This window comes from Streptomyces sp. NBC_00057, assembly GCF_045041165.1.
GTDB lineage: Bacteria > Actinomycetota > Actinomycetes > Streptomycetales > Streptomycetaceae > Streptomyces.
The window spans coordinates 7,683,083-7,708,989 of sequence record NZ_CP108256.1 but is presented as its reverse complement, the minus strand read 5'-3'; the positions used below and the strand labels follow the sequence as shown (position 1 = coordinate 7,708,989).

20 protein-coding genes, 1 tRNA gene and 3 pseudogenes are annotated in these 25,907 nt (G+C 70.7%); 14 read left to right on the top strand and 10 right to left on the bottom strand.

What is annotated here, in order from left to right; all coding sequences use genetic code 11:
- Window positions 1–23 precede the first annotated feature (23 nt).
- Complete coding sequence (locus OG953_RS36395) at window positions 24–1,181, top strand: ROK family protein (RefSeq protein ID WP_405689592.1); 1,158 nt, start codon at window positions 24–26, stop codon at window positions 1,179–1,181.
- Window positions 1,182–1,230: 49 nt separating this feature from the next.
- On the opposite strand, the gene OG953_RS36390 is transcribed toward OG953_RS36395, so the two are convergent.
- Together OG953_RS36390 and OG953_RS36385 are read right to left on the bottom strand one after the other, a co-directional pair.
- The gene (locus OG953_RS36390) at window positions 1,231–1,998 is read right to left on the bottom strand and encodes a GntR family transcriptional regulator (protein WP_405689590.1); all 768 of its coding nucleotides are present in this window, start codon (window positions 1,996–1,998) and stop codon (window positions 1,231–1,233) included.
- A gap of 306 nt (window positions 1,999–2,304) precedes the next feature.
- Window positions 2,305–3,189, bottom strand: a complete 885-nt coding sequence (locus OG953_RS36385) for an RNA polymerase sigma-70 factor (RefSeq protein WP_405689587.1) — start codon at window positions 3,187–3,189, stop codon at window positions 2,305–2,307.
- Between the two features lie 153 nt (window positions 3,190–3,342).
- Here OG953_RS36385 and OG953_RS36380 point away from each other — a divergent pair, with 153 nt between their 5' ends.
- The 5 genes and pseudogenes from OG953_RS36380 to OG953_RS36360 all read left to right on the top strand — a co-directional run bounded on the left by OG953_RS36380 (window position 3,343) and on the right by OG953_RS36360 (window position 10,540).
- Entirely contained in the window at window positions 3,343–4,173 is an 831-nt protein-coding gene (locus OG953_RS36380) for an alpha/beta fold hydrolase (RefSeq protein ID WP_405689585.1), read from the top strand.
- Window positions 4,174–4,255: 82 nt separating this feature from the next.
- Window positions 4,256–4,683: pseudogene (locus OG953_RS36375) on the top strand (alkaline phosphatase D family protein); the annotation flags it as partial.
- A gap of 72 nt (window positions 4,684–4,755) precedes the next feature.
- Window positions 4,756–6,129 (top strand): SWIM zinc finger family protein, encoded by a 1,374-nt coding sequence (locus OG953_RS36370; RefSeq protein WP_405689583.1) that lies wholly within the window; start codon window positions 4,756–4,758, stop codon window positions 6,127–6,129.
- Window positions 6,126–8,798 (top strand): DUF6493 family protein, encoded by a 2,673-nt coding sequence (locus OG953_RS36365; RefSeq protein WP_405689581.1) that lies wholly within the window; start codon window positions 6,126–6,128, stop codon window positions 8,796–8,798. Before OG953_RS36370 ends, OG953_RS36365 begins: the two co-directional genes overlap by 4 nt.
- 308 nt (window positions 8,799–9,106) lie before the next feature.
- Window positions 9,107–10,540, top strand: a complete 1,434-nt coding sequence (locus OG953_RS36360; RefSeq protein WP_405689578.1) for a GNAT family N-acetyltransferase — start codon at window positions 9,107–9,109, stop codon at window positions 10,538–10,540.
- Here OG953_RS36360 and OG953_RS36355 read toward each other — a convergent pair.
- Complete coding sequence (locus OG953_RS36355; protein WP_405689576.1) at window positions 10,476–11,750, bottom strand: trans-sulfuration enzyme family protein; 1,275 nt, start codon at window positions 11,748–11,750, stop codon at window positions 10,476–10,478. The genes OG953_RS36360 and OG953_RS36355 overlap by 65 nt on opposite strands.
- Window positions 11,751–11,809: 59 nt before the next feature.
- Here OG953_RS36355 and OG953_RS36350 point away from each other — a divergent pair, with 59 nt between their 5' ends.
- Window positions 11,810–12,307, top strand: coding sequence for an Lrp/AsnC family transcriptional regulator (locus OG953_RS36350; protein ID WP_405689574.1), 498 nt, complete (start codon window positions 11,810–11,812; stop codon window positions 12,305–12,307).
- A gap of 48 nt (window positions 12,308–12,355) precedes the next feature.
- Window positions 12,356–14,041: a DUF885 domain-containing protein gene (locus OG953_RS36345; RefSeq protein ID WP_405689572.1), complete on the top strand. Its 1,686-nt coding sequence runs from the start codon at window positions 12,356–12,358 to the stop codon at window positions 14,039–14,041.
- Between the two features lie 81 nt (window positions 14,042–14,122).
- On the opposite strand, the pseudogene OG953_RS36340 reads toward OG953_RS36345, so the two are convergent.
- Window positions 14,123–14,218 (bottom strand): annotated as a pseudogene (locus tag OG953_RS36340) (rhodanese-like domain-containing protein); the annotation flags it as partial.
- Between the two features lies 1 nt (window position 14,219).
- Complete coding sequence (locus tag OG953_RS36335) at window positions 14,220–15,218, bottom strand: hypothetical protein (RefSeq protein WP_405689570.1); 999 nt, start codon at window positions 15,216–15,218, stop codon at window positions 14,220–14,222.
- 57 nt (window positions 15,219–15,275) lie between these two features.
- Here OG953_RS36335 and OG953_RS36330 point away from each other — a divergent pair, with 57 nt between their 5' ends.
- The 4 genes and pseudogenes from OG953_RS36330 to OG953_RS36315 form a co-directional block, all read left to right on the top strand.
- On the top strand, window positions 15,276–15,416 hold the full coding sequence (locus OG953_RS36330) for a hypothetical protein (protein WP_405689567.1): 141 nt from the start codon (window positions 15,276–15,278) through the stop codon (window positions 15,414–15,416).
- Window positions 15,417–15,813: 397 nt separating this feature from the next.
- Window positions 15,814–17,187: a hypothetical protein gene (locus OG953_RS36325; protein WP_405689565.1), complete on the top strand. Its 1,374-nt coding sequence runs from the start codon at window positions 15,814–15,816 to the stop codon at window positions 17,185–17,187.
- A gap of 69 nt (window positions 17,188–17,256) precedes the next feature.
- Window positions 17,257–17,329, top strand: a tRNA-Gln gene (locus OG953_RS36320).
- 301 nt (window positions 17,330–17,630) lie between these two features.
- Window positions 17,631–17,723 (top strand): annotated as a pseudogene (locus OG953_RS36315) (Lrp/AsnC family transcriptional regulator); the annotation flags it as partial.
- On the opposite strand, the gene OG953_RS36310 reads toward OG953_RS36315, so the two are convergent.
- The 4 genes from OG953_RS36310 to OG953_RS36295 all read right to left on the bottom strand — a co-directional run bounded on the left by OG953_RS36310 (window position 17,713) and on the right by OG953_RS36295 (window position 23,904).
- The gene (locus OG953_RS36310; RefSeq protein ID WP_405689563.1) at window positions 17,713–20,904 is read right to left on the bottom strand and encodes an AAA family ATPase; all 3,192 of its coding nucleotides are present in this window, start codon (window positions 20,902–20,904) and stop codon (window positions 17,713–17,715) included. The pseudogene OG953_RS36315 and the gene OG953_RS36310 overlap by 11 nt on opposite strands.
- Window positions 20,901–22,067, bottom strand: a complete 1,167-nt coding sequence (locus OG953_RS36305) for an exonuclease SbcCD subunit D (RefSeq protein WP_405689561.1) — start codon at window positions 22,065–22,067, stop codon at window positions 20,901–20,903. The genes OG953_RS36310 and OG953_RS36305 overlap by 4 nt, the downstream gene beginning before the upstream one ends.
- 181 nt (window positions 22,068–22,248) lie before the next feature.
- Complete coding sequence (locus OG953_RS36300; protein WP_405689558.1) at window positions 22,249–23,196, bottom strand: ornithine cyclodeaminase family protein; 948 nt, start codon at window positions 23,194–23,196, stop codon at window positions 22,249–22,251.
- A gap of 81 nt (window positions 23,197–23,277) precedes the next feature.
- Complete coding sequence (locus tag OG953_RS36295; RefSeq protein WP_405689556.1) at window positions 23,278–23,904, bottom strand: YigZ family protein; 627 nt, start codon at window positions 23,902–23,904, stop codon at window positions 23,278–23,280.
- A gap of 58 nt (window positions 23,905–23,962) precedes the next feature.
- On the opposite strand from OG953_RS36295, the gene OG953_RS36290 reads away from it, so the two are divergent.
- Together OG953_RS36290 and OG953_RS36285 are read left to right on the top strand one after the other, a co-directional pair.
- Window positions 23,963–24,373: a CoA-binding protein gene (locus OG953_RS36290; RefSeq protein WP_405689554.1), complete on the top strand. Its 411-nt coding sequence runs from the start codon at window positions 23,963–23,965 to the stop codon at window positions 24,371–24,373.
- Window positions 24,374–24,446: 73 nt separating this feature from the next.
- A complete protein-coding gene (locus OG953_RS36285) occupies window positions 24,447–25,298 on the top strand; it encodes an aminoglycoside N(3)-acetyltransferase (RefSeq protein WP_405689552.1) in 852 nt (283 codons plus the stop codon).
- 5 nt (window positions 25,299–25,303) lie between these two features.
- On the opposite strand, the gene OG953_RS36280 is transcribed toward OG953_RS36285, so the two are convergent.
- Window positions 25,304–25,864: a YbaK/EbsC family protein gene (locus tag OG953_RS36280; RefSeq protein WP_405689550.1), complete on the bottom strand. Its 561-nt coding sequence runs from the start codon at window positions 25,862–25,864 to the stop codon at window positions 25,304–25,306.
- Window positions 25,865–25,907 lie beyond the last annotated feature (43 nt).

The following is a 25,907-nucleotide window of genomic DNA, read 5'->3' as shown; positions in this document are numbered from 1 at the left end:
CGCACGAGCTGGGAGGACACACCGTGAGTCGGCTGACCGGTGGGGATCCGTCACTGCTGCGACGGATCAATTCCGCGGTGGTGTTGCATGCCCTCCGGGGCGCCGACTCCCCCACCCTCACGGACCTGACCCGGATCACAGGTCTGTCCCGGCCGACGGTCGAGGGCGTCATGGAGGGGCTCTTCGAGGCCGGACTGGTCGTGGAGTCGTTGCCCGACGGGGGCGAGACCCGACGTCAGGGGCGGCCGGCCCGCCGGTTCCGGTTCCGCGCCGAGGCCGGGCATCTGCTCGGCATCGAGATCGGCCCGCGCCGGATCTCCGCACTGCTGTCGGGGCTGGACGGCCGGATCATCGGGGCGGGCTCACGCGAGGTGTCGGAAACAGCCTGCGCCGACGACCGGCTCGACAAGGTCAGGGCCGTGGTCGCCGATGTCCTGCGGCGGACGGGCGTGGCCCGGAGCAGTCTGCGCGCGGTCGGGGTCGGCAGCCCGGGCATCGTGGAGGCCGACGGGACAGTACGGCTGGGCACCGCACTGCCGGACTGGACCGGTCTGGCGCTGGGTGAGCGGCTGAGGCGCTCCTTCCGCTGTCCCGTCCTCGTGGAGAACGACGCCAATGCCGCGGCGGTCGCGGAGCACTGGAAGGGTGCGGCCACCGAGTCCGACGACATCGTGTTCGTCCTGGCAGGGCTGAGCCCGGGCGCCGGTTCGCTGATCGGCGGGCGGCTGCACCGCGGTTTCGGCGGTGCGGCGGGTGAGATCGGCGCACTGCATCTCCTCGGCAGCGAGGCGACGCCGGAGAAGCTTCTGTCGACGACGGACACGCCATTGGACCCGTTGGACGAGCCTGCGGTCGCCGCCGTGTTCGCAAAGGCACGGCATGGCGATGTCCGGGCGCAGGCGGCGGTCGAGCGGTTCATTCAGCGCCTGGTGCACGATGTCGCGGCGCTGGTGCTGGCGCTGGACCCCGAGCTTGTGGTGATCGGCGGCTGGGCCGCGGGGCTGGACGGTGTGCTGGATCCGCTCCGCCGTGAGCTGGCCCGCTACTGCCTTCGGCCTCCGCGGGTCACGCTGTCGCTGCTCGGCGAGGCGGCGGTGGCCACGGGGGCTCTGCGATTGGCTCTCGACCATGTCGAGGAGCAGCTCTTCGCGGTGGAGGGAACGGTGACGGCCCGCCGCTGAGGGCGACGGGCCGTACGCAGACATGGCAGACCGGCGGAGCCGGTCGTGCTCAGGAGGCCTGGCGCTCCTGGCCGCGATGGCTGATCTCCAGGTCGCCCGAGTCACCGAAGGTGAGTCGGCACGTGTCGGCCCGGTAGGTGGCGACGGAGAGCGCCGCGGTACCGCCCGCCACGAGATACCGGGTGGTGACGACGAGAACAGGGGCGCCGGGAAGCCGGTCGAGCTCCTTGGCGTCGTCCACGCGCGCCGAACCGAGCTCCACCGAACGGTCCTGGCCGTCGAGGCCGAGGCGGTGCAGTTCACGCAGGACGCTGCGGGCCCGGGCGGGGCCGGACGGGGCGTCGATCGCGGAGAGTTCGGGCACGGACGCCGACGGGACGTACAGCAGCTCCGCCGCGACCGCCTGACCGTGGGTGACCCGGATCCGGCGGACGATGTGCACCGGCTCGTCGCCGTCCACGTCGAGCATGGCCACCACTGATGCCGGTGCGACCGCCGTCGTGCAGTCCACGGGTTGCCACGCCTCGCCGACACCGCCGTCGGACCAGTCCCGCTGTGCCGTGGAGACGGCGACTCCGACGCGCGGCGGGGCGACGGTGGTTCCGACGCCGCGGCGGCGCTGCAGCCTGCCTTCGAGTTCGAGCTGTTCCAGAGCCTGCCGGAGCGTGGCTCGGGCGACTCCGAACCGGGCGGCGAGCTCGCGCTCGTTGGGCAGGATCTCGCCCACCGCGAAGTCCGAGTCGAGTGCCTCACTGAGCACGGTCTTGAGGTGCCAGTACTTCGGCTCCTGCACCGTTTTCAGCTGCGTGGTCCCCACCCTGTCCTCCGCAATCGCCCAGCGGCTTTTCCGCGACGTTATTTATTAAAGGTTCCTGTCTTAACGCTGAGACCATAGGACGGGACACCCCCTTGGTCAAGACCAATCCTCCTTCGGTCACGCAGCGAAACGGTCCTCTGCCGCAGAGCGTTCACAGGACGTTCGTGGTGCCGCGAGCCGCCCGCAGCACAAGGCCCCACGGCCGGGCGGACCGTGGGGCTTCGGGCAGGGACGGCAGAGGGATTCCTGGGCAAACCTGAGGCGCTTGCGACGGTTGGGAGCGCGACCAGCCGCCGGGAGGTCCGGCTACACGCCGGCGAGGTTGGCGAGCTTGTCGGGATTGCGCACGATATATACGCACTGAATGAGCCCGTCCTTGACGTCCACCTGGAAGACGGAGTCGGGCTTTCCGCCCAAGAGCACCAGCAGGCTCGGCGCACCGTTGAGCTCCAGGAACCGGATGTCGAGGTCCTGGACCTGGTCGTGGGCCACGGCATAGAGGAAGCGGCCGACCTTGTCGGCGCTCTCGATGACCCGCAGCGGCGCCTTGCACTTTCCGTCGCTGTCGCCGACGAGGCGCACATCGGGCGCGAGCAGGGCCAGAAGCTCCTCGATGTCACCGCCCGCCGCCGCGGCGAGGAACCGTTCCGTGAGGTCACGGCGCTGGGCCGGGTCGACGTCGTAGCGCGGTTTACGCTCCTCGACATGGTGCCGCGCACGTCCTGCGAGCTGCCGCACCGCGGCCTCGGTCCGGTCCAGGGTGGCGGCGATCTCGGCGTACGGGAAGCCGAACGCCTCGCGCAGGACGAAGACGGCCCGCTCCAGCGGCGACAGCGATTCGAGGACGACAAGCACAGCAACCGATACGGAGTCGGCGAGAACCGCCTGTTCCGCGGTATCGGGCACGGCCGGCCCGAAATCGGTGACGAGGGGCTCCGGCAGCCACGGTCCGACGTACGCCTCGCGCCGCGACTGCACCTGCCGCAACCGGTCGATGGCGAGACGGGTGGCGATCCTCACGAGAAAGGCGCGCGGCTCCCGTACATCCTCACGCGATGCGGACGACCAGCGCAGCCATGCCTCCTGCACCACATCCTCGGCATCGGCGATCCTGCCCAGCATGCGGTAGGCAACCCCGGTGAGCACGGGGCGGTGGTCCTCGAAGACGTCGGTCGCGGTGTCGGCTGTCACCCCTCCATCCCAGCCGAGACTCCGCAGTCTGTCCAGCACGAACCGCCCGGCCTCTTGAACTGCAAGCTACTGAGCGGTAATTGTTGTTGACGAGACGTCTAAGTCACCTTCAGGGATGGCCCGTTCATGCCGGATCACCCCGGGAGCACCGGCATGGCCATCACGGTCTCGTTCAGCGTCGACTCACCTCAAGGACCTCGGGCCATGTCCGTCGCGTATGAACGGACCGGTTCCGGGGAGCCGTTGCTCCTGCTCCACGGCATCGGCCACCACCGTCAGGCCTGGGATCCGGTAGTGCCCGTCCTGGCCGTGGAACGGGATGTGATAGCCGTGGACCTTCCCGGTTTCGGTGCCTCCTCGGCACTGCCCGACGGTGTTCCGTACGACCTGGCTAGCTTGGTCCCGGTGCTCGGAGCGTTCTGCGAGGAGCTCGGCCTGGGCCGGCCGCATGTGGCAGGCAATTCGCTGGGCGGTCTGCTGGCCCTGGAGCTGGGCCGCTGGAAGCTCGTGCGGTCGGTGACGGCTCTGTCGCCCGCCGGTTTCTGGACGGAGAGCGAGCGGCGCTATGCCTTCGGGACGCTGCGGGCGATGCGGCGGGGCGCGCTGTCGATGCCCATCCCGCTGATCGAACGGCTCTCGCGCAGCGCGGCCGGACGTGCGGCGCTGACCAGCACCATCTATGCCCGGCCCGGCCGCCGTTCACCCGGTGCCGTTGTCGCGGAGACCATCGCCCTGCGCGAGGCGACCGGTTTCCACCAGACGCTTGCCGTCGGGCGGAGTGTCACGTTCACCGACGACGTGCCGGGGCTGCCCGTGACCGTCGCCTGGGGCAGCCGCGACCGGCTGCTGCTGCGTCGCCAGGGGATCAGGGCCAAGCACACCATTCCCGGTGCCCGGCTGGTGCGGCTGCCCGGTTGCGGACATGTTCCGATGAACGATGATCGGGCGCTCGTGGCGCGCGTCATTCTCGACACCAGCCGCTGATTCGGCACCCCGCGCCGCGCCACTCCGAGGCAGGACGCCCGAGCCGAGCACCACACCGAGCCCGACCAGAAGGCTGCCGCGCGAAGCGGTCGCACAGGGCGATCCCGGAGCCCCGCTCGGCCGTGATCTCCAGATCGCGGAACTGGGTACATCAAGCACCGGCGGATCACCGGCACGATCTGGCTGACGGCCGATGTGCACTACACATCGGCGCAGCACTACGAGCCCGAGCGCGCAGCGTTCAAGGACTTCGCACCGTTCTGGGAGTTCGTGTCCGGACCACTGGCGGCCGGTCGGTTCCCGGCCAATGCACTCGACGCAACGTTCGGTCCCGACCAGGTCTTCGTGCGGGCGCCCGTCCGCGCGAACGTGTCGCCGATGGAGTCTCCGCAGTTCTTCGGCGAGGTCGACATCGACGGCGGCAGCGGCGAGTTGACCGTGCGGCTGCGGGCGCAGGGCGGTTCTGTGCTGTTCAGCAAGGTGTTGCAGCCGGGGCGCGTCGGACAGTGAACCGGCACGCTGACAGTCGGCCCCGGGAAGCGGTCGGGGCCGACTGTCAGTGGTGGGTTCTACGGTTCTTGCATGACCCGATCCGTTCAGGCATTGGCCTACTCACGCCCGTCCGCTCTGGAGTCCTCGCAGGCCGGACAGCTCCTCGGCCTGGAGACCGCCGGTGGTCACACGCGGCGGGGCACCGAGCCCCACCCCCGGTTCTTCTCCGGTTTTCTCACATCGCCGAGGATCGCTGCCCGCGGCCTGCTGGCCGTGGCGGACGTGGCATCCGCGCGCTATTACCAGCGCACCCTGCCCTCGTCGCTCGACCCGGTGGTGACGGGCAACGGTGACCGGTTGCGCTTCGAGTCGTTCTCCGGCTGTTGCGGGGTGTATGCGCGCCTCGATGTGCTGCGGGACGGTCTGGACGGTGCGCAGACGGGTCACGGTACAACGAATGTGGATGTGAACAATCCGCTGCGGGAGGCGCTTTCGCGGATAGCGGGGGACGATCCGTTGCACATGCGGGTGGGCCCGGACGAGTTGGCCGTCACCACCATGGACGGTCCGGTCGTGGAGAAGAAGGTGCCCCTGCCCGACCGGTGGTTGCGCGGCTTCGCCGAGGCGCAGGTGGTGTCCGCCGGATTCGATCTGCGGGCCGAGCTGTCGGCCGCGGAGGCTGTGCGGTTCCTGCGTTCGCTGCCTCGTTCGTCGGGGAATGCCTCGCGCGGCACGCAGTGGGTGGTTCCCGCCGGGAAGACGTTGCGGCCGACGACACGGCCGGTGGCGGGGGCAGTGTGTCTGCCGGGCCCCGAGCGGCTGGCGGCACTGCAGCGGGTGTTGCGTCATGCGACATCGCTGCGGGTGTACGGGCCGGTGGCCGACGGGGCGGCGACCGCGAGCGCCTGGGAGGTGGTGCTGCCGGGCATGCGGCTCACCCTGACGCTGTCGCCCGATGCCTCGCGCGGGTTCTCCGGCGAGGGCGGGGTGCTCGATGCGCTGGCCACCGACGATGCCGCGGCCGACGCCGAGCTGGTCTCCGTGCTCCTGGCCTGGGAGCCGCGGATCGAACCCGCCGATCTCGCGGAGCAGTCGGGTCTGACGGTGGAGCGGGTACGGGCCGCGCTCACCCGGCTGGGGACAGCGGGCCGGGTCGGCTACGACCTCGCCGACGCGGCCTACTTCCACCGCGAGCTGCCGTACGACGCCGACCGGGCCGAGCGGCTCAATCCGCGGCTGGTGGCGGCCCGGCAGCTGGCCGGCTCTGGCGCCGTCGTGCTCGACGGGGACGTGGCGGCCGTGGCCTCGGGAGAGCACCGCTACCAGGTGAGGGAGAAGGACGGGATGCTGAGCTGTACGTGCCAGTGGTGGGCGGACTACCGCGGGCGACGGGGCCCGTGCAAGCACACGCTGGCCGTCCGGATGGTCCGTCGTGGTGCACCGGTCGCCGGAGGCGTGCGATGAAGGAGCTGCTCACCGCGGTACGGGAAGGTCGCAAGCAAGACGTGTCGGCGCTGCTGGCCCGGCTGGACAATGCCGAACGCAGGTCGGCGCTGGCGGAGTTGAAGGCGCTCCGCAAGGAGGCGCGGAGCTGGCACTGGCGCGAACAGGACAAGATCCGGAAGGCCCTGCTGGTGGCCGGGGCGGGCTGTCACACCGGCGCCGCGGGCTGCGCCACCTGGATCGGCGGCCGGGATCTGCTGGGCTGGGCACGGCCCCCGTACCCGCTGGTTCTCGAAGTCCTGGCAGACCGTGACCCCGCCTGGCTCGGTGACGTCGCGCATCGGCTGGCGGGGCGGGCCGCGACGGCGGAGACCACGTACGAGCTGATCGCCGGGCTGGTGAAGATCGCTCAATGCCCGGTGCCCACCACTGATGGCTTCGTGCAGAGCTGGGCCGAGACAGTATCGACCGAACCGTGGCGGCGGCAGAGGACGCGACCGCTGCGCGACATCCTCCGTGCCGACCCGCATCTGACCGTCATGGTGCCGCGGCTCTTCGAGGTGGCGGAACTGCCGCCACAGGTGACCTGGATCGACGAACCCGACAACCCGTGCCACTGGCCCGAGGCGCTGGCCGCCCTCACGGACGAGGGCCTGCTGGAGCGGTTGGTACTCGTCAACGGTTGCGTGACCCGGCTGCTGCGCGGCGGAAAGCCCGGCAGTCTCCGGTTCTTCCTGGCCGTGTTGCGCCGGCTCGCGCTGACCGAGCAGGAGGAGGCCGAGCGGGTCGACGACTGGATCGCAATGGCCGCGGACGGGATCTCCACCGTGGCCGGCCTCGCCCAGGAGGTGCTCGGTCGTCTGGACGAGCGCGGAGAACTGCCCGTGCGGGCCCTGGCGGACATGTCGGGTTCGGTGCTGTTCCGCACCGAGAAAAAGCTGGTCCGGGCCCAGCTCGTGCTGATCGGCAAGGCGCTGCGCCGCGATCCGTCGACGGCCGACGAACTGCTGCCCGTCGTCGCGGAGGCCTTCGGGCATGAGGACATCGCCGTCCAGGAGCGGGCGCTCAAACTCGTGGCGCGGTATCTGCCCGCCGTCGGTGGCGCGGTGCGGGAAGAACTTGCCCTGTCCGCCTCGCTGTTGGGACCTGCGCACCGCACCGCTGCGGCCGAGGTGTTCGGCGACCTGCTGGACAACCGGTCGGCTGCTGAGCCGTACGAGGAGCTGCTGCCACCCGCTCCGCCCCTGCAACATCTCGAACCGGCACCGGTGACGCTGCCCGAGCTCGTCGAGGACGTGGTGGTTCTGGCGAGATCCGCATCGAGGGATGTCACCGCGTTCGAGCGGGCGCTGGACGGGCTGGTCCGCCATGCCCACACCGATCGGTCGGCGCTGACCGACGCGCTGCGTGATGCGCTGGCGGGTCAGTGGTGGCTCGACGACGAACCGTTGCCGGAGGTCGAGCGGCGGCTCCGCTCGGACGCGGGCATCGAGCTCGTTGTGGCCGTACTGCTCGGACGGGTGTCGGAACAGGCCGTGCAGGACGGGCGTGCCGCCTGGACCGGCACCGGGACCTGCGTCCACGCCGCACTCAAGGGGGTGATGGAGGCCCGGCTGTGGGAGGCCGCCGACGTCGTGCTGACCGGCAGCGCACCGTTCCTGCTGGCCTTCCCGACGTGGCACACCGGCTCACTCGACCCTGCTGTGCTGGTCGAGCGACTGCGTACGTACCAGCAGCTCGGAATCTCGCCCGGGGACGCCGACTTCGCCCAGGCCCTGCTGCGCGTACGGCGCGACGGTCAGCACGAGGCCGCGGCGGCGGCCTCCCTGCTCGGCACCCCGGAGGGTGACCGGCTGGCCGCCTGGCTGCAGGCCGACGAGCCGCTCGCGCCTGTGTTCCGGTTCGATCTGGAGAAGCAGCAGTCCTTGGCCCATGGTTGGGAGATGCGACAGCCGGCCGACTGGACGCGGCGCGTCCTGATGGCCAGCAATGAACGCCCGGTCATCCAGCGCGAGTTCCCTCGTTCCTTCCACTGGCTGGGCCATCCGCATACCCCGCGCCATCGCATCTGCTACCACTGGGGCGACCACCCGGGGGCCTGGCTCGCCACGCTGCCCGAGGACGGCGAGACACTGGCCGCATGGCTGCTGCCGACCATCGCAACGTGTGCGACCGATGAACTGAGGGGCGCGGCCCAGCCGCTCACCGCACTCGTCGAACTCGGCGGGCCCGCCTCCGAGGCCACACATCTGACCGTGGCATACGGGCTGGGAGCCCGGTATCCGGAGGACCGACTGTCGGCGGTGGACGCCCTACTGATGCTCGCGGCCCAGCAACGGCTGGACGCGGCGTTGCTCGGCAAGGAGCTGGCGCTCCTCCTCGGATACAACCTGGTGAAGCCCAATCGACTTGCGGACTCCACCCGTACCGCGGCCGCCACCGGCGCATACCGGACAGTGCTCTCCGTGCTGGCCGTCGTTCTGCCGGGGCTGCTGGCGCACAAGAAGGGACCTCGCGGGCTGAGCGACCTGCTCTCCGTGGCCGCCGAGTGCGTGGAGCACTGTGGTGCGACAAGTACCGAGCCGATACCCGGGCTCGCCGAAACTGCCGCGCGCGGCGGATCCTCGCAGCTGGTACGTCAAGCAGCGCGCCTGAAGGCGGCCTGGGAACAAGGTTCGGTACTGGCATGACCGCCCAGGACATCCTGCCGTAACCCGCGGCAACCTGTCCGGGCCGATGGGTTCTGCCCGCGCCGGGCAGGTCCCGTCCGGCGCGACGGCCCCTGTCCGGGCCCGACGCTCGGGGTCCGGGCCCGGACGGGAGCTGCCGCGCCACCGGCTCATGGCCCGGGCCCGGAGGAGGCTGCAGTACTCCTGCGAACCACAATCGATCAAGACATTAATCCGCCAAACCGGATGATAGAGGACTAGATCCACACTTAACCCATCAGTCACAGAGCGTTCGTGATCAGGCAACACCGCTCAGTCACAGTGAAGGCATGACTGATGTGACATCCGCCAAGACTGCCCGCCGCTCCCACCACTGGCGGCGGGACGTGACCGAACTGGCCGCACTGTTCACCGCGGTCGCGGTGGCCGACGCGATCGCCAACCTGATCGGACACCAGCCGGACGGACCGTATCTCCTGATCGCCTCGGCCGTGGCCCTGGCCGTCACAGCCGCGTTCCACACCTGGTGGGCACGTCGCCACAGCCACGCCCCGCCACCGACCCGCAACGACATCATCTCCGACAGCGACAGCCTGTCGCACCGCACCGACGCCGCCGCGACCGTGCTCGTGACCACGCCCACCGCCGCCGGCCCGGCCCTGTCCCCCGAAGGCACGGTGCTGTGGCGAATGCGTACCACCGTTCGGGACATCCCGGGCAGTCTGGCCGCGCTGTGTGTCGCGCTCGCCCGGCACCGGGTCGACATCCTCACCCTGCAGACGCACCCGCTGGCAGAGGGCACGGTCGACGAGTTCCTGCTGCGCGCCCCCGCCCCGCTCCAGGCACAGCAGCTGAGTCGGGCGATCTCCGCCGCGGGAGGCGGCTCCACCTGGATCGAGCGGGCCGACGCGCACGACCTGGTGGATGCGCCGACGCGCATTCTGGGCCTCGCCACACGCGCAGCCCTGGACGCCGCCGAACTCCCCCTCGCCCTGCGTCAGCTGCTCGGCCGCTGCACCATCCACTCGCTGCCCACCGTCTCGATCACCGGCCGCGCAACCGGTGAGACCGCGCCCGCCGAGGGCATGCCGGCTGAGACGGTGATGCGGCTGCGCGACCCGTCCGGCGGCGCCATCACCATCGAACGGCCCTACCTTCCGTTCACCCCGACCGAGTTCGCCCGGGCCCGCGCCCTGGTAGAGCTCGACGCCCGGCTCGGCCCCCGTGCGCCGCGCAGCAAGCAGGTGCTCACTCTTCCCGAGGGCAACGAGATCACCGTGCGCCGCGCGGACGGCAGTGACGTCGAAGCGGCCCGCGCCATGCACGACCGCTGCTCCGAGCACACGCTGCGGCTGCGGTACCACGGACCGGTCCGTGACGCCGACCGTTACCTGGACCACCTGCTGAGCCCTCGCTTCGGCCGCACCCTGGCAGCGCAAACGGCCTCGGGCCGGCTGGTCGCCCTCGGCCACCTCCTCTGGGACGGCGACGAGACCGAGGTCGCCCTCCTGGTCGAGGACGAATGGCAGTGCCGTGGGATCGGCTCCGAGCTCCTCGGACGCCTGGTGACGCTCGCCATCGAGGCAGGCTGCGAGAGCGTCTACGCCGTCACCCAGGCGTCCAACACCGGCATGGTCGCGGCCATGCGTGCGCTGTCCCTGCCGCTCGACTACCAGATCGAGGAGGGCACGCTGGTCATCACCGCACGGCTGGACGCGACTCCGGTTCGTTCGCTGCCGCCGTACGAGCAGGCCGGCCGCTGACACCCTGACGACCGAAGCCGTGAGGACCGATCTCCTTGCGGCCGCCCGCCTCCTGTGAGCTCAGCGCCTGGCACAGATCGGCCCACAGATCCTCGACATCCTCCAGACCGACCGACATCCGCAGCAACCGGTCCCCGACGCCGGACGCCTGCCGGTCTCCCTCATCCACAATGCGGTGGCTGATGGAGGCCGGATGCTGAATCAGGGTGTCCACACTGCCGAGACTGACCGCGGGTGTGATGAGACGTACGGCCGAAATCACCTGGTGCGGATCCCCGTACACCTCGAACGAGACCATCGCCCCGCCAAGCTTCGGGTAGTGGACCCTGACGACACGCGGATCGGCCGTCAGCCTGCGGGACAGTTCGGCGGCGCTCGCGGAGGCCGCCCGCACCCGGACCGGGAGCGTGGCGAGGCCGCGGAGCAGCAGATACCCGGCCATCGGGTGCAGCACCCCGCCGGTGGCGAAGCGCACCTGTCGCAGGCGGGCGGCGAACTCCTCGTCGCAGGCGATGACCCCGCCCATCACATCGCCGTGCCCACCGAGGTACTTGGTGGCGCTGTGCAGCACGATCCGTGCACCGTACTCGACGGGTCGCTGGAGTACGGGCGTGGCGAAGGTGTTGTCGACGAGCAGCGGCACGGAACCGCAGGAGTGCGCGATCGCGCGGATGTCGACCTCGGCGAGCGTCGGGTTGGCGGGCGTCTCCACCATCACCAGCCCGGTGTCCGGACGGATGGCCTCCGCAATGCCCGCAGGGTCGGTCCACGTCACTTCGGTGCCCAGCAGACCGGCGCCGAGAAGGTGATCGCTGCAGCCGTAGAGCGGTCGGACGGCGACCACATGGCGCAGTCCCATGCTCGCCCGGACCAACAGGACGGCGGTGAGCGCCGCCATTCCGCTGGCGAACGACACGGCACTCTCCGTTCCTTCGAGCCGGGCGAGGGCGGTCTCGAAGCGGGCCGTCGTCGGGTTGTCCAGCCGTGCGTAGACGGGCGGTCCTTCGAGCCTGGCTCCGGTGGCGGCGAAGGTGTCGATCCGCTCGGCCTCGCCCCTGGAGTCGTACGAGGGGTAGGTGGTGGACAGATCGATGGGCGGGGCATGCAGGCCCAGGGCCGCGAGATCGTCGCGGCCTGCGTGCACGGCTTCGGTGGCCAGCGCCCTGGAGCGGGTCGTCGTCGAGGGCGCCATCGAGGATTCGGTGTCCATGACACGACTCTGAACAAGCACCGGGTCTTCATGCGAAAGCCCCGTGCTACGTTCGGCAGATGACCGATTCAGTCGTTCTGGACCCGGTGGACCTGCACATTCTGCGACTGCTGCAGAACGATGCCCGGACCACCTACCGCGAACTGGCCGCCGAGGTCGGGGTCGCACCGTCGACCTGTCTGGACCGGGTGACCAGGCTGCGCCGCTCCGGCGTCATTCTCGGCCATCAGCTGCGTCTGGACCCGGCGAAGCTGGGCCGCGGCCTGGAGGCGCTGCTCTCCGTACAGGTCCGTCCGCACCGCAGAGAGCTCATCGGCCCGTTCGTCGAACGCATCAGGACGCTGCCCGAGTCCCGCGCACTCTTCCATCTGACCGGGCCCGACGACTACCTGGTCCATGTCGCGGTCACCGACACCGCGGATCTGCAACGCCTCGTGCTGGACGAATTCACCTCACGCCGCGAAGTGGCCAGGGTCGAGACCAGGCTGATATTCCAGCAGTGGGAGTGCGGACCGCTGCTGCCACCGTCCGCAGGATCGGCCGGGACAGGCAACTGAGACCGAAGAATGATGACGCGGAGGCCCCCGCCGTACGAGGATGTCCGCATGTCAGACATTCCCAGCAGCGCGCTGCCCCGTCAGGTCGCCGACGCCTACGTCGACGCATTCATCGAACTCGACCCGATCGCCGGCACCTATCTGGGTGTCGCGGAGAGCTCGCGCCGCCTTCCCGATTTCTCCCCCGCGGGGCAGGAAGCTCTTGCCGAGCTCGCCCGCACCACCCTGGCGAAGCTCGATGCCGCCGAGCAGTTGCCCGGCGCGGACAGCGATGCCGAGCGCCGATGCGGCCGCCTGCTGCGCGAGCGCCTCACGGCGGAACTCGCCGTCCATGAGGCCGATGAGGGGCTGCGCACGGTCTCCAACCTCGCCTCCCCGGCGCACAGCATCCGTGAGGTGTTCACGGTGACGCCGACCGAGACCGACGAGGACTGGGCAGCGGTCGTGGACAGGCTGCGAGCGGTTCCCGCCGCGCTGGAGGGCTACCGCGAGTCGCTCGCGCTCGGCCTGGAGCGCAAGCTGTTCGGCGGTCCGCGCGCCACGGCCACCTTCATCGACCAGCTCGACGATTGGTCTGGCGACGGCGGGACGGGATTCTTCCAGGACTTCGCTGCCGCCGGCCCGGCGTCTCTGCGTACCGATCTGGACGACGGCGCCCGCCGTGCCACGGAGTCGGTCGTGGCGCTGCGCGACTGGATGCGCGATGTGTACGCCCCCGCGGTCGAGGGCGCGCCGGACACAGTGGGCCGTGAGCGGTACGCGCGCTGGTCGCGCTACTTCAACGGCACCGACCTGGACCTCGATGAGGCGTACGCGTACGGCTGGTCCGAGTACCACCGGCTGCTCGCCGAAATGAAGACCGAGGCCGAGAAGGTCCTGCCCGGCGCGGGTCCCTGGGAGGCGTTGGCCCATCTCGATGTGCACGGAAAGCACATCGAGGGGGTCGATGAGGTCCAGGCCTGGCTGCAGAGTCTGATGGATGAGGCGATCGAGGCCCTCGACGGGACGCACTTCGAACTCGCCGAACGCGTACGGAAGGTGGAGTCCCGCATCGCCCCGCCCGGCGGCGCCGCGGCCCCGTACTACACGGGCCCGTCCGAGGACTTCTCGCGCCCCGGCCGCACCTGGCTGCCCACCATGGGCGAGACCCGCTTCCCGGTGTACGACCTGGTCTCCACCTGGTACCACGAGGGTGTGCCGGGCCACCATCTGCAGATCGCCCAGTGGACGCATGTCGCCGACAGCCTCTCCCGCTACCAGGCGTCGATCGGCGGTGTCAGCGCCAATGCCGAGGGCTGGGCGCTGTACGCGGAGCGGCTCATGGACGAGCTGGGCTTCCTGCCGGACGCCGAGCGCCGCCTCGGCTATCTGGACGCGCAGATGATGCGGGCCTGCCGGGTGATCGTGGACATCGGCATGCACGCGGAGATGGAGATCCCCGCGAACTCCCCGTTCCACCCCGGCGAGCGGTGGACCCCTGAGCTGGCCCAGGAGTTCTTCGGCAACCACAGCGGCCGTCCGGCCGACTTCGTGGAGAGCGAACTCACCCGCTATCTCTCGATGCCGGGGCAGGCCATCGGCTACAAGCTGGGCGAACGCGCCTGGCTGCTCGGCCGGGAGAACGCCCGCAAGGCACACGGCGACGCGTTCGATGCCAAGGCCTGGCACATGGCCGCCCTGTCGCAGGGGCCGCTCGGACTCGACGATCTCGTGGACGAGCTGTCCAAGCTCTGACCCGCCTCTCGCCCCCTCCCCTCCTGCTTTCGGCACTCCTGATAGAGCGGCCGGGAGGGGGCATTCGTCCGGCCCGGCCGGTCAGCAGCCGCAGTCGTCGGAGGCGACCGGTGCGGTGAGCGGGTCGGCGTCGCGCCGCTCGCGCCCCTCCCAGGTCTCGAACTCGAACCGTTCCTGGCTAGAAGGGCGGACAGTCGCTGTAGCCCGTCGGCTCCGGCAGTGGTACGGCGGGGCGCGGCGTCCGCAGCAGCGCCACGGCCTCCTCGACCCGGCCCAGCTCCACCAGCAGCGGGCCGAGAGCCCGTCGGTGGTCCAGGCGGTCCGCGTCCAGGAGGGCGACAGCCTCCTCCGGGCGTCCGGCGTCGGCCAACAGGCCGGCCAGGCTCTTCACCGCGTACGGACTCCCGCCCTCGGGGTGCGCCCGGGCCTCCTCCACCGCCTCGTCGAGCTGTCCGCAGGCGGCCAGGAGCGGGCCCCGCAGCCGGAACAGCTCCCACTCCTCCTTGTCCCGCCGGGCCTTGAGGGCGTCCAGGTGGGCGAGGCCCTCCTCGGCGCGGCCCTCGGCGGCGAACAGCCCGCACAGCAGGTCGACGACCCAGTCCTCGGCGCTGTCCAGCGCGCGCATCACCTCGATGGCCTCGGCGCCCCGCCCGTGCCGGGCAAGCAGCTGCGCCAGCAGTGTCGGCGCGTGCCAGCCGTCGTGCTCCGCATGCCGCCTGTACACCTCGACCGCGCCCGCCACGTCGCCGCGTGCCTCCAGTAGCTCCGCCATATGGCGGACGGCTTCTGGCCGGTCCGCGTCGGCCGCGTAAGCGCGCAGTTCGTCGATCCGGCTGTGCCGCACCAGCAGTTCGGCCAGCGGGTCACGGTTGTTAACCGGCGTGGAACCGTACGTGCGCAGCACCTCGACCGCCTCATCCGTGCGGCCCTGCCCCTCGCGAACGGACGCCAGTAGGTTCACCGCGTTGAACGGCTCCGGGTACCGCCCGCCGCACTCCGGGCTGCCGCACCGCGCGCACGGGCACCTCGGCGCGAGCCGGGCCGTCAGCAGGGCCGCAACCTCCTCGCCCCGGCCCAGGCCGACACCCACCTCGACCAGGGCCTCGGCGAGGGACCAGTCCGCGACGTGCGGCAGGAGCAGCTCGTAAGCCTCCTCCGAGGGCGAGGAGACGGTCAACGAGATCCGGCGGTATGCACTCGTCGTGCCGCTGCGGTACGCGCATGGGAGGCGACGATGACCGCAGGTGGTGAGCAACTGATGGTGAGCGCTGCCGTGCACTCGGCCTCTGGCGAGGTCGTCGCTGCCACAGTGGCCACCGTCCCGGCGAGCGGCGGCCCCGTGGCTGACCAGCACGACACCGCCGTCCTCCCCTGAACATCGACGACAAGGACTGGCTCGATGGATCAAGGCTGAACAAGCCATCTGGCTCCACGAGCACTTCCCTGGAGTCCGCGCCGTCATCTCGACCGTCAACCAGGAGAACCTGCGCATGACAGCGGTGAACCGATCGCTGGGATACCGACAATACGGCAGCTGCAGAACATGGGTACTCCGCCAATATCACGGGCTGGCATGTCCAGCCATTCCCGATGCTTTTACCAGCAGTCTTCCGGAAAACGTGGATGAATGCCGTGCGGAACAGCGAGGCCGTCCTGTCGCAACGCTGGCGTCCGGTCTCAATCCCGCCATTACGGCTCCGGGGCGCGATCCATGGCCACGGCCTGCAGATATCCAGTTGGTCAGTTGGTCAAGGACTGACAAGGTGAGGCTTATGTCGTCGTCCACAGTCGAACAAGTGCTCCGTGAACTGCACGCCTCGCTCACACTGCGCAAGCGCCCGGAGGATGTAGCCCGGCTGATCCAGGATCTTTATGCGGCCCAGAACACCGAGCTCGACGCGGCCACTGAGGCGGCACTCGCCAAGGCCGCCGAGCACTCGCTGCGCAACCTTTGGCACGGCTATACCTCCATGCTGGAGGATTTCGCCCGACCGGTCGGCGCACAGCGCCAGCTCGCCCGTGCGGCAAGCCTGTTCGTGAACGTGCCGGAACTCCCGGACAGTGCGGGAGACGATCCGGAGCGGATCGAGGCAGTGATCCGGCGTGCAGGTGAGTCCATAGGCCGCGCGTACGGGCAGAACGACTTCGGCATGGACCGCCTCGACCGGACCGAGCGAACCGCTGCCGGCCTCGGCGAGGTCTCCAAGCGCCAGTACAACAAGCGCTTCCGTCTTCTGCGCCGCATGGAGGCCAAACTGGCGCGGCTGATCCACGAGCAGCGCCGCCGCAAGGTGACCATGACGGGCAAGGGAGCGCTCGCCCATACATTGCCGTACGGTCTCTTCGTCGCGGACGCGGACACGGCGGCTTTCATCGCGTACATCACAGCGCGGGGCTACATGCGCAGCGTCTTCACCAACGGCCGCCAGCGCCAGGTCTACGACGAGGTCGCCGAGGCACTGTTCCAGCGCTTGCGCGATCATCCTGAGCGGACCTGCTGGTCTGCGGTCGCGCATGTGCATCCCACGGCAGAGGTGCTGGCCGCGGTGTCCGACGAGGACCTCACTCAGCTGTTGGTCCGGTGGAACGGCTTCCTGCGCCAGGTGGCGGAACTGCTGGAGGACGCCTGGAACCGGCATCCCCTGGAGCGCGACACGATGATCGTGCGCCGCGGCGACGACTCGTCAACGTGGAACCAGGCCGCACAGGCATGGAACGCGGCCCGAGCGCACTGGTTCGCAATCCTGTCCGAACTGGGCCAGGAGAAGATCCTGGACCGGGTATGCCCGGGTAAGGTGCCCCGGCTGATGGCTGCCGATGTGGCGTACTGGCATCGCATGAGCGGCGGCGGCCTGCACCCGGACACCTACATCTGGGCAGAGCTGCCGTTGCCTTGGGAAGTACTCCGGGGCGAAAAGGAATGTCCACGCTCGCTGGTCGAGTCAGTCTGCGCCCGGCATCGGGTAGACCCGGTTGTCGGAGCCTGGACCGCCCCCAGGCCGGCGGCTGAGGCTGTGGCCTTCCGTCGGACGCCCGAACTCGTACACGGTGTCGCCGTTGCGGACCCTCTCATGGCCAGCGCCCTCCGGTCGGCTGGAGTCTTCTCCGGCAAGGGCAAGCGCGCTGCGGCGAGAGAGTGGCTGTGATCGACGGTCCCAGGTCCCTCGGGAAATCGGTTGCCCCAATACGGCGGCCCCAGCCATGATCGACGTGGCGACGAGGAAGCTCTGCGGAGGAGCGCCCGGCTCTGATCCCGGGTGGACGTAGGTTCGAATCCTGCCCTCGTCGCCTCTTTCTTGCCGTCCTCTTTGGTCAGTCCTGCTTGCGGCTGGCGATGTAGTCGAGCCAGTCACGTTTGGCGTAGCCGGTCCAGCGGGTGGCGTTGCTGATGCTGGTCCCGGTGAAATCGCGCGAGGACCGATGCCGGCAGGTCGGCGGCCAGGGCGAGGCGAGCACTGTTTCGGCCTGCAAGGGGTCGATTCCGTGTTGCCGGAGCTTCAGGCTGAGGTAGGTGGCGCCGAGGGGGCGCGCGGGCTCCTGTCCGGGGAACAGCCAGGGTGTGGTGCTGGCCGTCTGATCGAGCTGCCAGCAGGAGGTCACGGGGAAGATCGGTGCCCTCGGCTCCGTGACCACGAGCGTCGTCCACTCCTCGCCGCTCCCCCGGCGTGCCATCAGCCGCTGACCTCGCCCGTGGTGCGGTGCCGTACCGCCGATCCGTGCCGCTCCTTCACCACTTCGAGCTGTGCGGGGATACGGCGGCGCAGATCGGCGACATGGCTGACGATGCCGACGCTGCGGTCCCGCTCGCGCAGCGAGTCCAGTACGTCGAGCACCTCGTCGAGGGTCTGGTCGTCCAGACTGCCGAAGCCCTCGTCGATGAAGAGGGTGTCCAGCCGTACGCCGCCCGCCTCGTCGGTGACGACATCGGCGAGGCCGAGCGCGAGGGCGAGCGAGGCGAAGAACGTCTCGCCGCCCGAGAGCGTCGCCGTATCGCGCTCGCGACCGGTCCACGCGTCGACAACATGCAGACCGAGGCCCGACCTGCGGCCTCCGGCGCGGGCATCGGAGTGGACCAGCGTGTAGCGGCCGGACGACATGCGCTGCAGCCGTGCGGTGGCGGCTGCGGCGACCTGTTCGAGCCGGGCCGCGAGCACGTACGACTCCAGCCGCATCTTGCGTTCGTTGTCCGCGGAAGTACCAGCGGTGAGCCCGGCCAGCCGTGCCACCCGGTCGTACTCCTCGCGCAGCGGACCGAGCCTGCGCACCTCGTCCGCGGCGCTGCGCGACAGCCGGTCGAGCTCGGCGCAGCGCTCGCGTGCGGCGGCCAGTGCCGCGGCGGCGTCCCGCACCTGCCGCTCGGCCCTGTCATATGCGGCCCGCGCGACGTCAACCTCGGCTCGCGGGCCGTCGGCTGCTGCTCGGATCGCGGTCTCGGCGAGACGGTCGGCGACGGCGGCCGCCTCGGACTGCCAGGCGTCGATGAGACGCTGGAGTTCGCGCTGTTCGGCATCGGTGAGGAGGGTCGCGGCCGCGGCCTGCGGGGTGTCGAACCCGGCCCGGAACGCGGCGTCCGCGAGCCGGCCGTCGGCCTCCTTGCGGCGCTGTGCGGCCGTCTCCTCCTCCCGTACCGCCTCGGCGGCCGCAGCGAGCAGACCGACCCGGCGCTCCAGCAGCTCGGCGCGCTCGGCGACGCTGCCGGAATCTCCGCGGGCGGTCGCCAACTCGGCCTCCAGTGCGACCTGTTCACGGTCCAGACCTTCCCGCAGCGAAGTGCGTGCCGCGGCCCGGCGCTCGGCCAGCTGCCGGCTCTCAAGGCGGTCGGCCTGTTCCCGCTCGGCGGCTGTGAGGGCCTCGCGCGCCGCGTGCATACCGGCGGCGGTCCGGTGCGCCTCTGCATGCATGCGCGTCAACCGGTCGACGAGTGCGCCGAGTTCGGCGATGGTGGGGTCGGCGAGGGGCTCGGGGGCGGAACCGGGAAGGGGTTGCTCGGAGTCGGCCACATCGGTGGCAACCACCTCAGCCCCGGCCACCGGCTGCCGCGCAGCCGACTCAGCGGCAACAACCCCGGCCATCCGCCCGGACACAGCCGGCTCAGCGGCATCAGCGCCGTCCCTCGGCTGCGGCACGGCCGACTGTGCGGCAACCCGGGCCGCCATGTGCTTCTCGCGTACGACCCCGAGCTCCCGGTCCGCCTCCGTGCGCGCCTCCTCGGCCCGCCGGTACGCGTCGAGAGCCCTCTCCTCGGTGGCCCGGTCGACATGCCCATCGGCCGCGCGGGCGGGCTTGGGGTGGTCGGCCGAACCGCACACCTTGCAGTCCTCGCCGTCCACCAGCTCCGCAGCCAGCTCCGCGGCGATGTCGCGCAGTCGTCGTTCGCGAAGCTCCAGCCACGACTCGTGGGCGCCCGAGGCCTGCTCACGGGCCGCGGCCAGCCGCTCGGCGGCGGCCGACGCCTGGATGGCCAGCGCGTCGCGGCGGCGGGCCGCTTCCAGCCGTGCGCGGACCGGCTCCAGCCGCCCGGCAAGCTGTTCGGCTCGAGTGGCGGCTTCCTGGGCCTCCTCGATGCGTGCCCGCAGGTCGTGGCGTGTCGATTCCCAGCCGGCCAGCCAGCCTCTCGCCTCGTGGATCAGCTCGTCGTCGGCCCGGGCCTGGCGCTCCAGTCCGGCCCGCTCGGCGTCGATCTCCGCGCTGCGCCGCTCGGCGCGCTTCGCGGCGTCGAGCCCGCCGAGCTCCTTGCGCAGCCTTCGCTCCAGTTCCGCCAGTTGTTCGGCACCGGCGTCGGCCAGGGTGTCGGGCAGCAGTGCACGGGCGCGGTCACGGACCTCGCGGGCCGTGCGGTAAGCGCGCTCGGCATCGTCGCGCAGCTCCAGCCCGGGGGCGACGAGGTCCGCCTTGCGGGCCCGCGCCAGCCGTTCGTGGTGTCGGTCGTGGTCGGGGCGGCCGGCTTCGATTGCGGTGGCGCGTCGCTGCGTCTCCTCGTAACGCTGCTGGAGCCCGGCGAGTTCGCGCTCGCTGTCGAGGGCCAGGCGTGCGGCCGACTGCCGGCCTTCGGCCATGGCCAGTACGGACTCGGCGATGTCGAACAGTTCCCGGGAGTTGCTGCGGGCCGTCGCGGCCCACTCCAGCACACCGCCGGCGAGCCCCGGTTCGCCGGGCTGGATGTCGGGCAGCGGCGATTCACGGGAGGCCGGTCCGGCGGCCTGGGCGATCCGCTGGGCGACCGCGAGGATGCGTTCGTCCCCGGCCCTGACCTGTGCTTCGGCGGTACGGCGCAGCTCGGCCAGGCGCTCCTCGACCGCGGCGAACCGGCGGGTGTCGAAGAGCCTGCCGAGCAGTTTGCCGCGCGCCTCGGCATCGGCGCGCAGGAAGCGTGCGAAGTCGCCCTGCGGCAGGAGCACCACCTGACAGAACTGGTCCCGGCTCATCCCGATGAGCTGGGTGATCTCCTCGCCGATCTCCTGGTGCGAGCGGCTCAGCGGCTGCCAGCCGTCGTCGGGGTCGTATTCCCGCAACCAGCTCTGGGCCTTCTCCGTCGTGAAGCCGTTGCCCTTCTTCTTGGGGCGGGGCTGTGCGGGGCGCCGGGTGACTTCGAGGCGCCGGCCGCCGACGGTCAGTTCCAGCTTGACCTCGGTGGAGAGGTCTGCCGGGGCGTGGTCGCTGCGCAGCGAGGTGCCAGGGCTCTGGCGGGCGCCGGGCACCGCGCCGTACAGGCCGTAACAGACGGCGTCGAGGACCGAGGTCTTCCCTGCGCCGGTCGGCCCGTGCAGCAAAAAGAGCCCGGCCGAGGAGAGTGCGTCGAAGTCGATGTCCTGGGTGGCGCCGAACGGCCCGAAGGCGGTGAGGCTGAGCCTGTGGAGTCTCAACGGTTCACCTCGCGCGCGCTGTCGTCCACCCGCACGTGGTCGAAGGCGCCGCGCAGCACCGTTCGCTCCCGCTCGTCCGCTGCGGACCCGCCCCGCACATGTGCCACGAAGTCCTCCGCGATCTGCTGGTCGTCGCGCCCCTTGAGGCGCTGTGCGTACGAGGCGAGCGGGTCGTCGGGGGCCCGGTCGGGTTCGAATACGAGACTGAGTGTGTGCGGGAACCGCTCGATGAGGCGGGCCATGGGCTCGACCGGGCGCACCGGGTCGGTGAGCGTGGCCTCCACCCAGGATTCCCGGTGCTGCTCCAGCGCGGGGTCGTCGATGAGGGTGTCCAGGCTGCCGCGGAGTCTGGCGAGCGGACGGGGCACCGGGCAGTCGATGCGCTCGGCGGCGATCGTTCCCGAGGCGTCGAGGTCGATCAGCCACATCGTCTTGCGGTGGGCGACCTCGGAGAAGGAGTACGCGAGCGGCGAGCCCGAGTAACGGACCCGATCGGTGACGGTCTGGCAGCCGTGCAGATGCCCGAGCGCCACGTAGTCGACGCCGTCGAAGACTCCGGCGGGTACGGCGGCCACCCCGCCGACGGTGATGTCGCGCTCGCTGTCGCTGGGCTCGCCGCCCGCGACGAAGGCGTGGGCGAGCACCACGGACCGGGTGGTGTCCGGGCGGCTCGCGAGGTCGGCGCGTACCCGGTCCATGGCTGCGGTCAGCACCGCCTCGTGCCCGGCGCGCTCCGCCTTGAAGACGTCCTTCACCAGGGCCGGTTCCAGGTAGGGCAGCCCGTAGAACGCCACGTCGCCGTGTGCGTCGCGCAGGACGACGGGTGTGGCGCAGTGGGCGGGGTCGGTACGCAGATGGATTCCGGCCCGCCCGATCAGGCCCGCGCCGACGCCCAGCCTGCGTGCGGAGTCGTGGTTCCCGGAGATCATCACGGTGGGCACACCGGCGGCGGCGATCCGGTGCAGCGCGTCGTCGAAGAGCTCGACCGCGGACAGCGGCGGCACGGCCCTGTCGTACACATCACCCGCAACGAGGACCGCGTCCACCTCGTGCTCGCGCACCGTCGCCACCAGGTGGTCCAGGTACGCGGTCTGGGCTTCGAGCAGGGAGACCCGGTGGAACGACCGCCCCAGATGCCAGTCCGATGTGTGCAGAATTCTCAAGAGCCGACTCCGACCTGCATTGTTCTCTTCCTCCGCCCCCGGGGCCCGTGTCTGCCGCGCACCGTGATCACACCGGGTCGGCACGGACCCTCGTCGTCTGCACCGACCACGTCGACACCGGTGAGCCCCTGTTTCCTCACCGGCCCCAGTCTCCCACCACCGCCGACCGTAGCCGGGGCCTTCAGCCGAGAAGATCGATCCGGGTTCCGACCGAGAGCCGTTCCGCCTGCCGGTACGCGTCCCAGGCGACGGCCAGGTCCTGCCAGGGGAGCCCGACGGGTGCGTAGACGGAACGGGTCGTGGCGGAGGTGCGGCCGGGATGCGCGCCGCCGAGCAGTTCGCCGAGGGTGGCGTCCGCGGCGGTGGTCGGCAGCCCCGCTGCGGCGAGGGCGCCCATCGCCGCGGCCTGCTCACGGTCGTCGACGACGAGGAGGGCAGCGGCGAGCAGGTCGGCGGAGAGTTCCTGCTTGCCGGGTTCATCGGCGCCGAGCGTGGTGAAGTGCTGTCCGGGGCGGCTGTGGGCAAGGCTCAGCACAGGTGTGCGTGACCAGGTGGAGAGCAGGACGACATCCGTGGCCGCAGCGATTTCGGTCGCGGAGCCGAGGACCCGGCCGTGGTGCCGGGCGGCGAATTCCGCTGCGCGTCCCGGATCGGTGTCGTGCACCACGAGATCCCGGAAGCTCCGCAGGCTCCGCAGTCCGCGGACCATGATCTCGGCCTGTGCGCCCGCGCCGACGACGCCCAGCACGGCTTCGCCCGCAGGGTCGGGAGCGGCGATGACATGAGTACCGAGGGCGGCGGCCAGTCCGGTCCGCCACGCCGTGATGGTGGCGGAGTCGAGAAGGGCGAGGAGTTCGCCGTCCCGGCCGCTGTGCAGACAGATCACACCACGCAGCGCCGGCCGGGCGCCCGGGAACTTGGCATTGACCTTGACGGTGTACGCATCAATGCCCGGCAGCAGCCCGGGTATCAGAACCGTCGCCGTGCCCGGGAAGGGAAGATCCGTGCGCACGCGCTGCCCGGTGACCGTCGAGGAATCGGCGTGGCGGAACCCCTCTCGCAGGGCCTTCAGTGAGGCTTCCGGATCGAGGACGGCCGAGAGATCACTGCTGGTCAGGAGTCGGGTCATGCGCCCATTGTCCCGTGGGGCGGATCAGGCCCCGGCAGCACCCGGGGGGCCGGAGACAGCTGTGGGGACGTGGAGACCCGGTCAGGCGTCCCCGTACGCCTCGCCACCCAGTTCCAGCTCGGCCTCGCCCGCTGTCGCGTCCGCCAGCCAGCCGCGGAACGCCTCGACATCGGCGTCCGGCAGCCCGATCTCGATGACGACAGCCTCCGCGTAGCGGACCTCGCGGACACTCCGCCCGGTGGCTCGCAGGTCGTTCTCCAGCTTGCCCGCGCGCTCATGGCCGACGGTGATCGTGGCAAGGCGGAACCGCTGCCGGATGATGGTGCCGAGTTCGTCGAGGGCCTCCCCGACCGCTCCCCCGTACGCCCGGATCAGTCCGCCCGCACCGAGCTTCACACCGCCGTAGTAGCGGGTGACGACGGCGACGACGTACCGCATCTCACGGCGTGTCAGCATCTGCAGCATGGGTACGCCCGCGGTGCCACCGGGCTCTCCGTCGTCGCTCGCCTTCTGTACGGAGGCGTCGGCGCCGATCACGTAGGCGAAGCAGTTGTGGGTGGCGGTCGGGTGTTCCCTGCGGATGCGTGCGACGAAGTCCTGCGCCTCCTGCTCGGTGGCGGCTGGGGCGAGCGCGCAGATGAAGCGCGACCTGTTGATCTCGGTCTCGTGCACGCCCGCTCGGGCGACTGTCCGGTACTGCTCCTGCATCCGGCCACCCTATGCCCCGGCCGGGAATGGTCCGGGGCCACCGTCCGTTGTGCCGATCATGTACGCAGACGCAGAGACGATCCGCAGGATTCTCCGGGACACGGGCGAGACCTGGGCGGTGGTGGGCCTGTCCGACAACCGGTCGCGCGCGGCCTACGGCGTCGCCGAGGTGCTTCAGCGCTTCGGCAAACGGGTGGTCCCGGTGCACCCGAAGGCGGAGCGGGTCCATGGCGAGGACGGCTACGCCTCGCTGGCCGACATACCCTTCCCGGTCGATGTGGTGGACGTCTTCGTCAACAGTGAAGTTGCCGGCGGCGTGGCCGACGATGCGGTGGCGGCGGGCGCGAGGGCGGTCTGGTTCCAGCTCGGCGTGGTCGACACCGAGGCGTACGACCGCACGCGCGCGGCCGGGCTCGACATGGTCATGGACCGCTGCCCGGCCATCGAAATTCCCGCGCTGAGCCGGTAGCCGCAGCATCCCCGTCTCTCGTCCGAATGTGCGTGGTGTCACACTCGGCGCCCGGCTGGGAGAATGACCCGCTGTGAGTACTAGGACTGCGCCGACCGTCCGCCACAGCCGAACAGCGCTGGCCGGGCAACTGTCCGAGCTGGGCGTGGAGCGCAACGGCGTCCTACTGGTGCATGCGTCGATGCGTGCGGTGGGGTCGGTGAGCGGCGGGGTCCGGGCGGTGGTCGCTGCGTTACGGGACGCCCTCGGCAGGCACGGCACCCTCGTCGTCCCGGCCTTCACCCCGGAGAATTCCGACTCCTCCCAGCACTACCTCGACCGGGTGCGCGGTCTCACCGACCGGGCCCGGGACGCCGTACGGGCGAGTATGCCGCCCTTCGACCCGGCGACGTCGGCCGCGCCGTCGATGGGCCGCCTCGCGGAGGCCGTGCGGCTCACCGAGGGGGCGGCGCGCAGCGTCCACCCCCAGACATCCTTCGCGGCGCTCGGCCCCTCGGCCCGGAAACTGGTGGCGCACCACCGGCCCGACTGTCATCTCGGCGAGGACTCCCCGTTGGCCCGGCTCTACGGCCTGCGGGCCCAAGTGCTCCTGCTGGGCACCGGGTTCGACACCTGCACCGCGTTCCATCTCGGCGAGTACCGGATGCCCGCCCCGCCCCGCCGCACCTATCGCTGCGTGGTGAGCGCCGGGGGCCGGCGCCAGTGGTGGGAGTACGAGGACGTCGCGCTGGACGACACCGACTTCGCGGCCCTGGGAGCGGATTTCGCCCGCTCGGACAACGGTGCGGCTGTCCGCATCGGACCGGTGGGGTCATCAACGAGTCGACTCTTCCGCTTCACCGACGCCGTCGACTTCGCGTCCCGCTGGCTGCCGTCACATCGGGGCGGGGTGCCTGTTCAGTCCCTCTGCCGAGCGCACGGCTGAGAACCTCAGACCCTGACGCCCAGACCCTCGACGACCACCGCGCCCGGCAGCGCCGCCAGCGCCTTGCCGGAGACGATCAGCTTGCCCCGCCGGCTGCCGCTGCCGATCAGCACCCATTCCTCGTCGACGACGGCGGGATCGATCAGCAGTGGCCAAGCGGCCGGGAGTCCGATCGGCGTGATTCCGCCGTACTCCATGCCGGTCTCACCGACTGCCGTGTCCATCGGGGCGAAGGACGCCTTGCGTGCGCCCAGGTGCTTGCGGACCGCGCCGTTCACGTCGACACGGGAGTGGGAGAGGACGAGGCAGGCCGCCAGTGTCACTTCGCCGCCGCGCTTGCCCGCCACCACGACGCAGTTGGCCGACCGGTCGAGCAGTTCCGCGCCGTGGTGCTCGACGAAGACCGCCGTGTCGGCGATGGCCGGATCCGTGTCGACGTGGATGATCTGCGCGGCGGGGACACCGCCCCAGCCTTCGCTCACGGCTGCGGCGACGGGCTCGGTGAGCAGGTCGAGGCGGTCGACCGCCGGGCAGGCATTCTCGAAGGATCCGATGGGTGCGCGCATGCACGCAACGCTAACAGCGTCTCGAAGGCGGCCGGTTGACCGT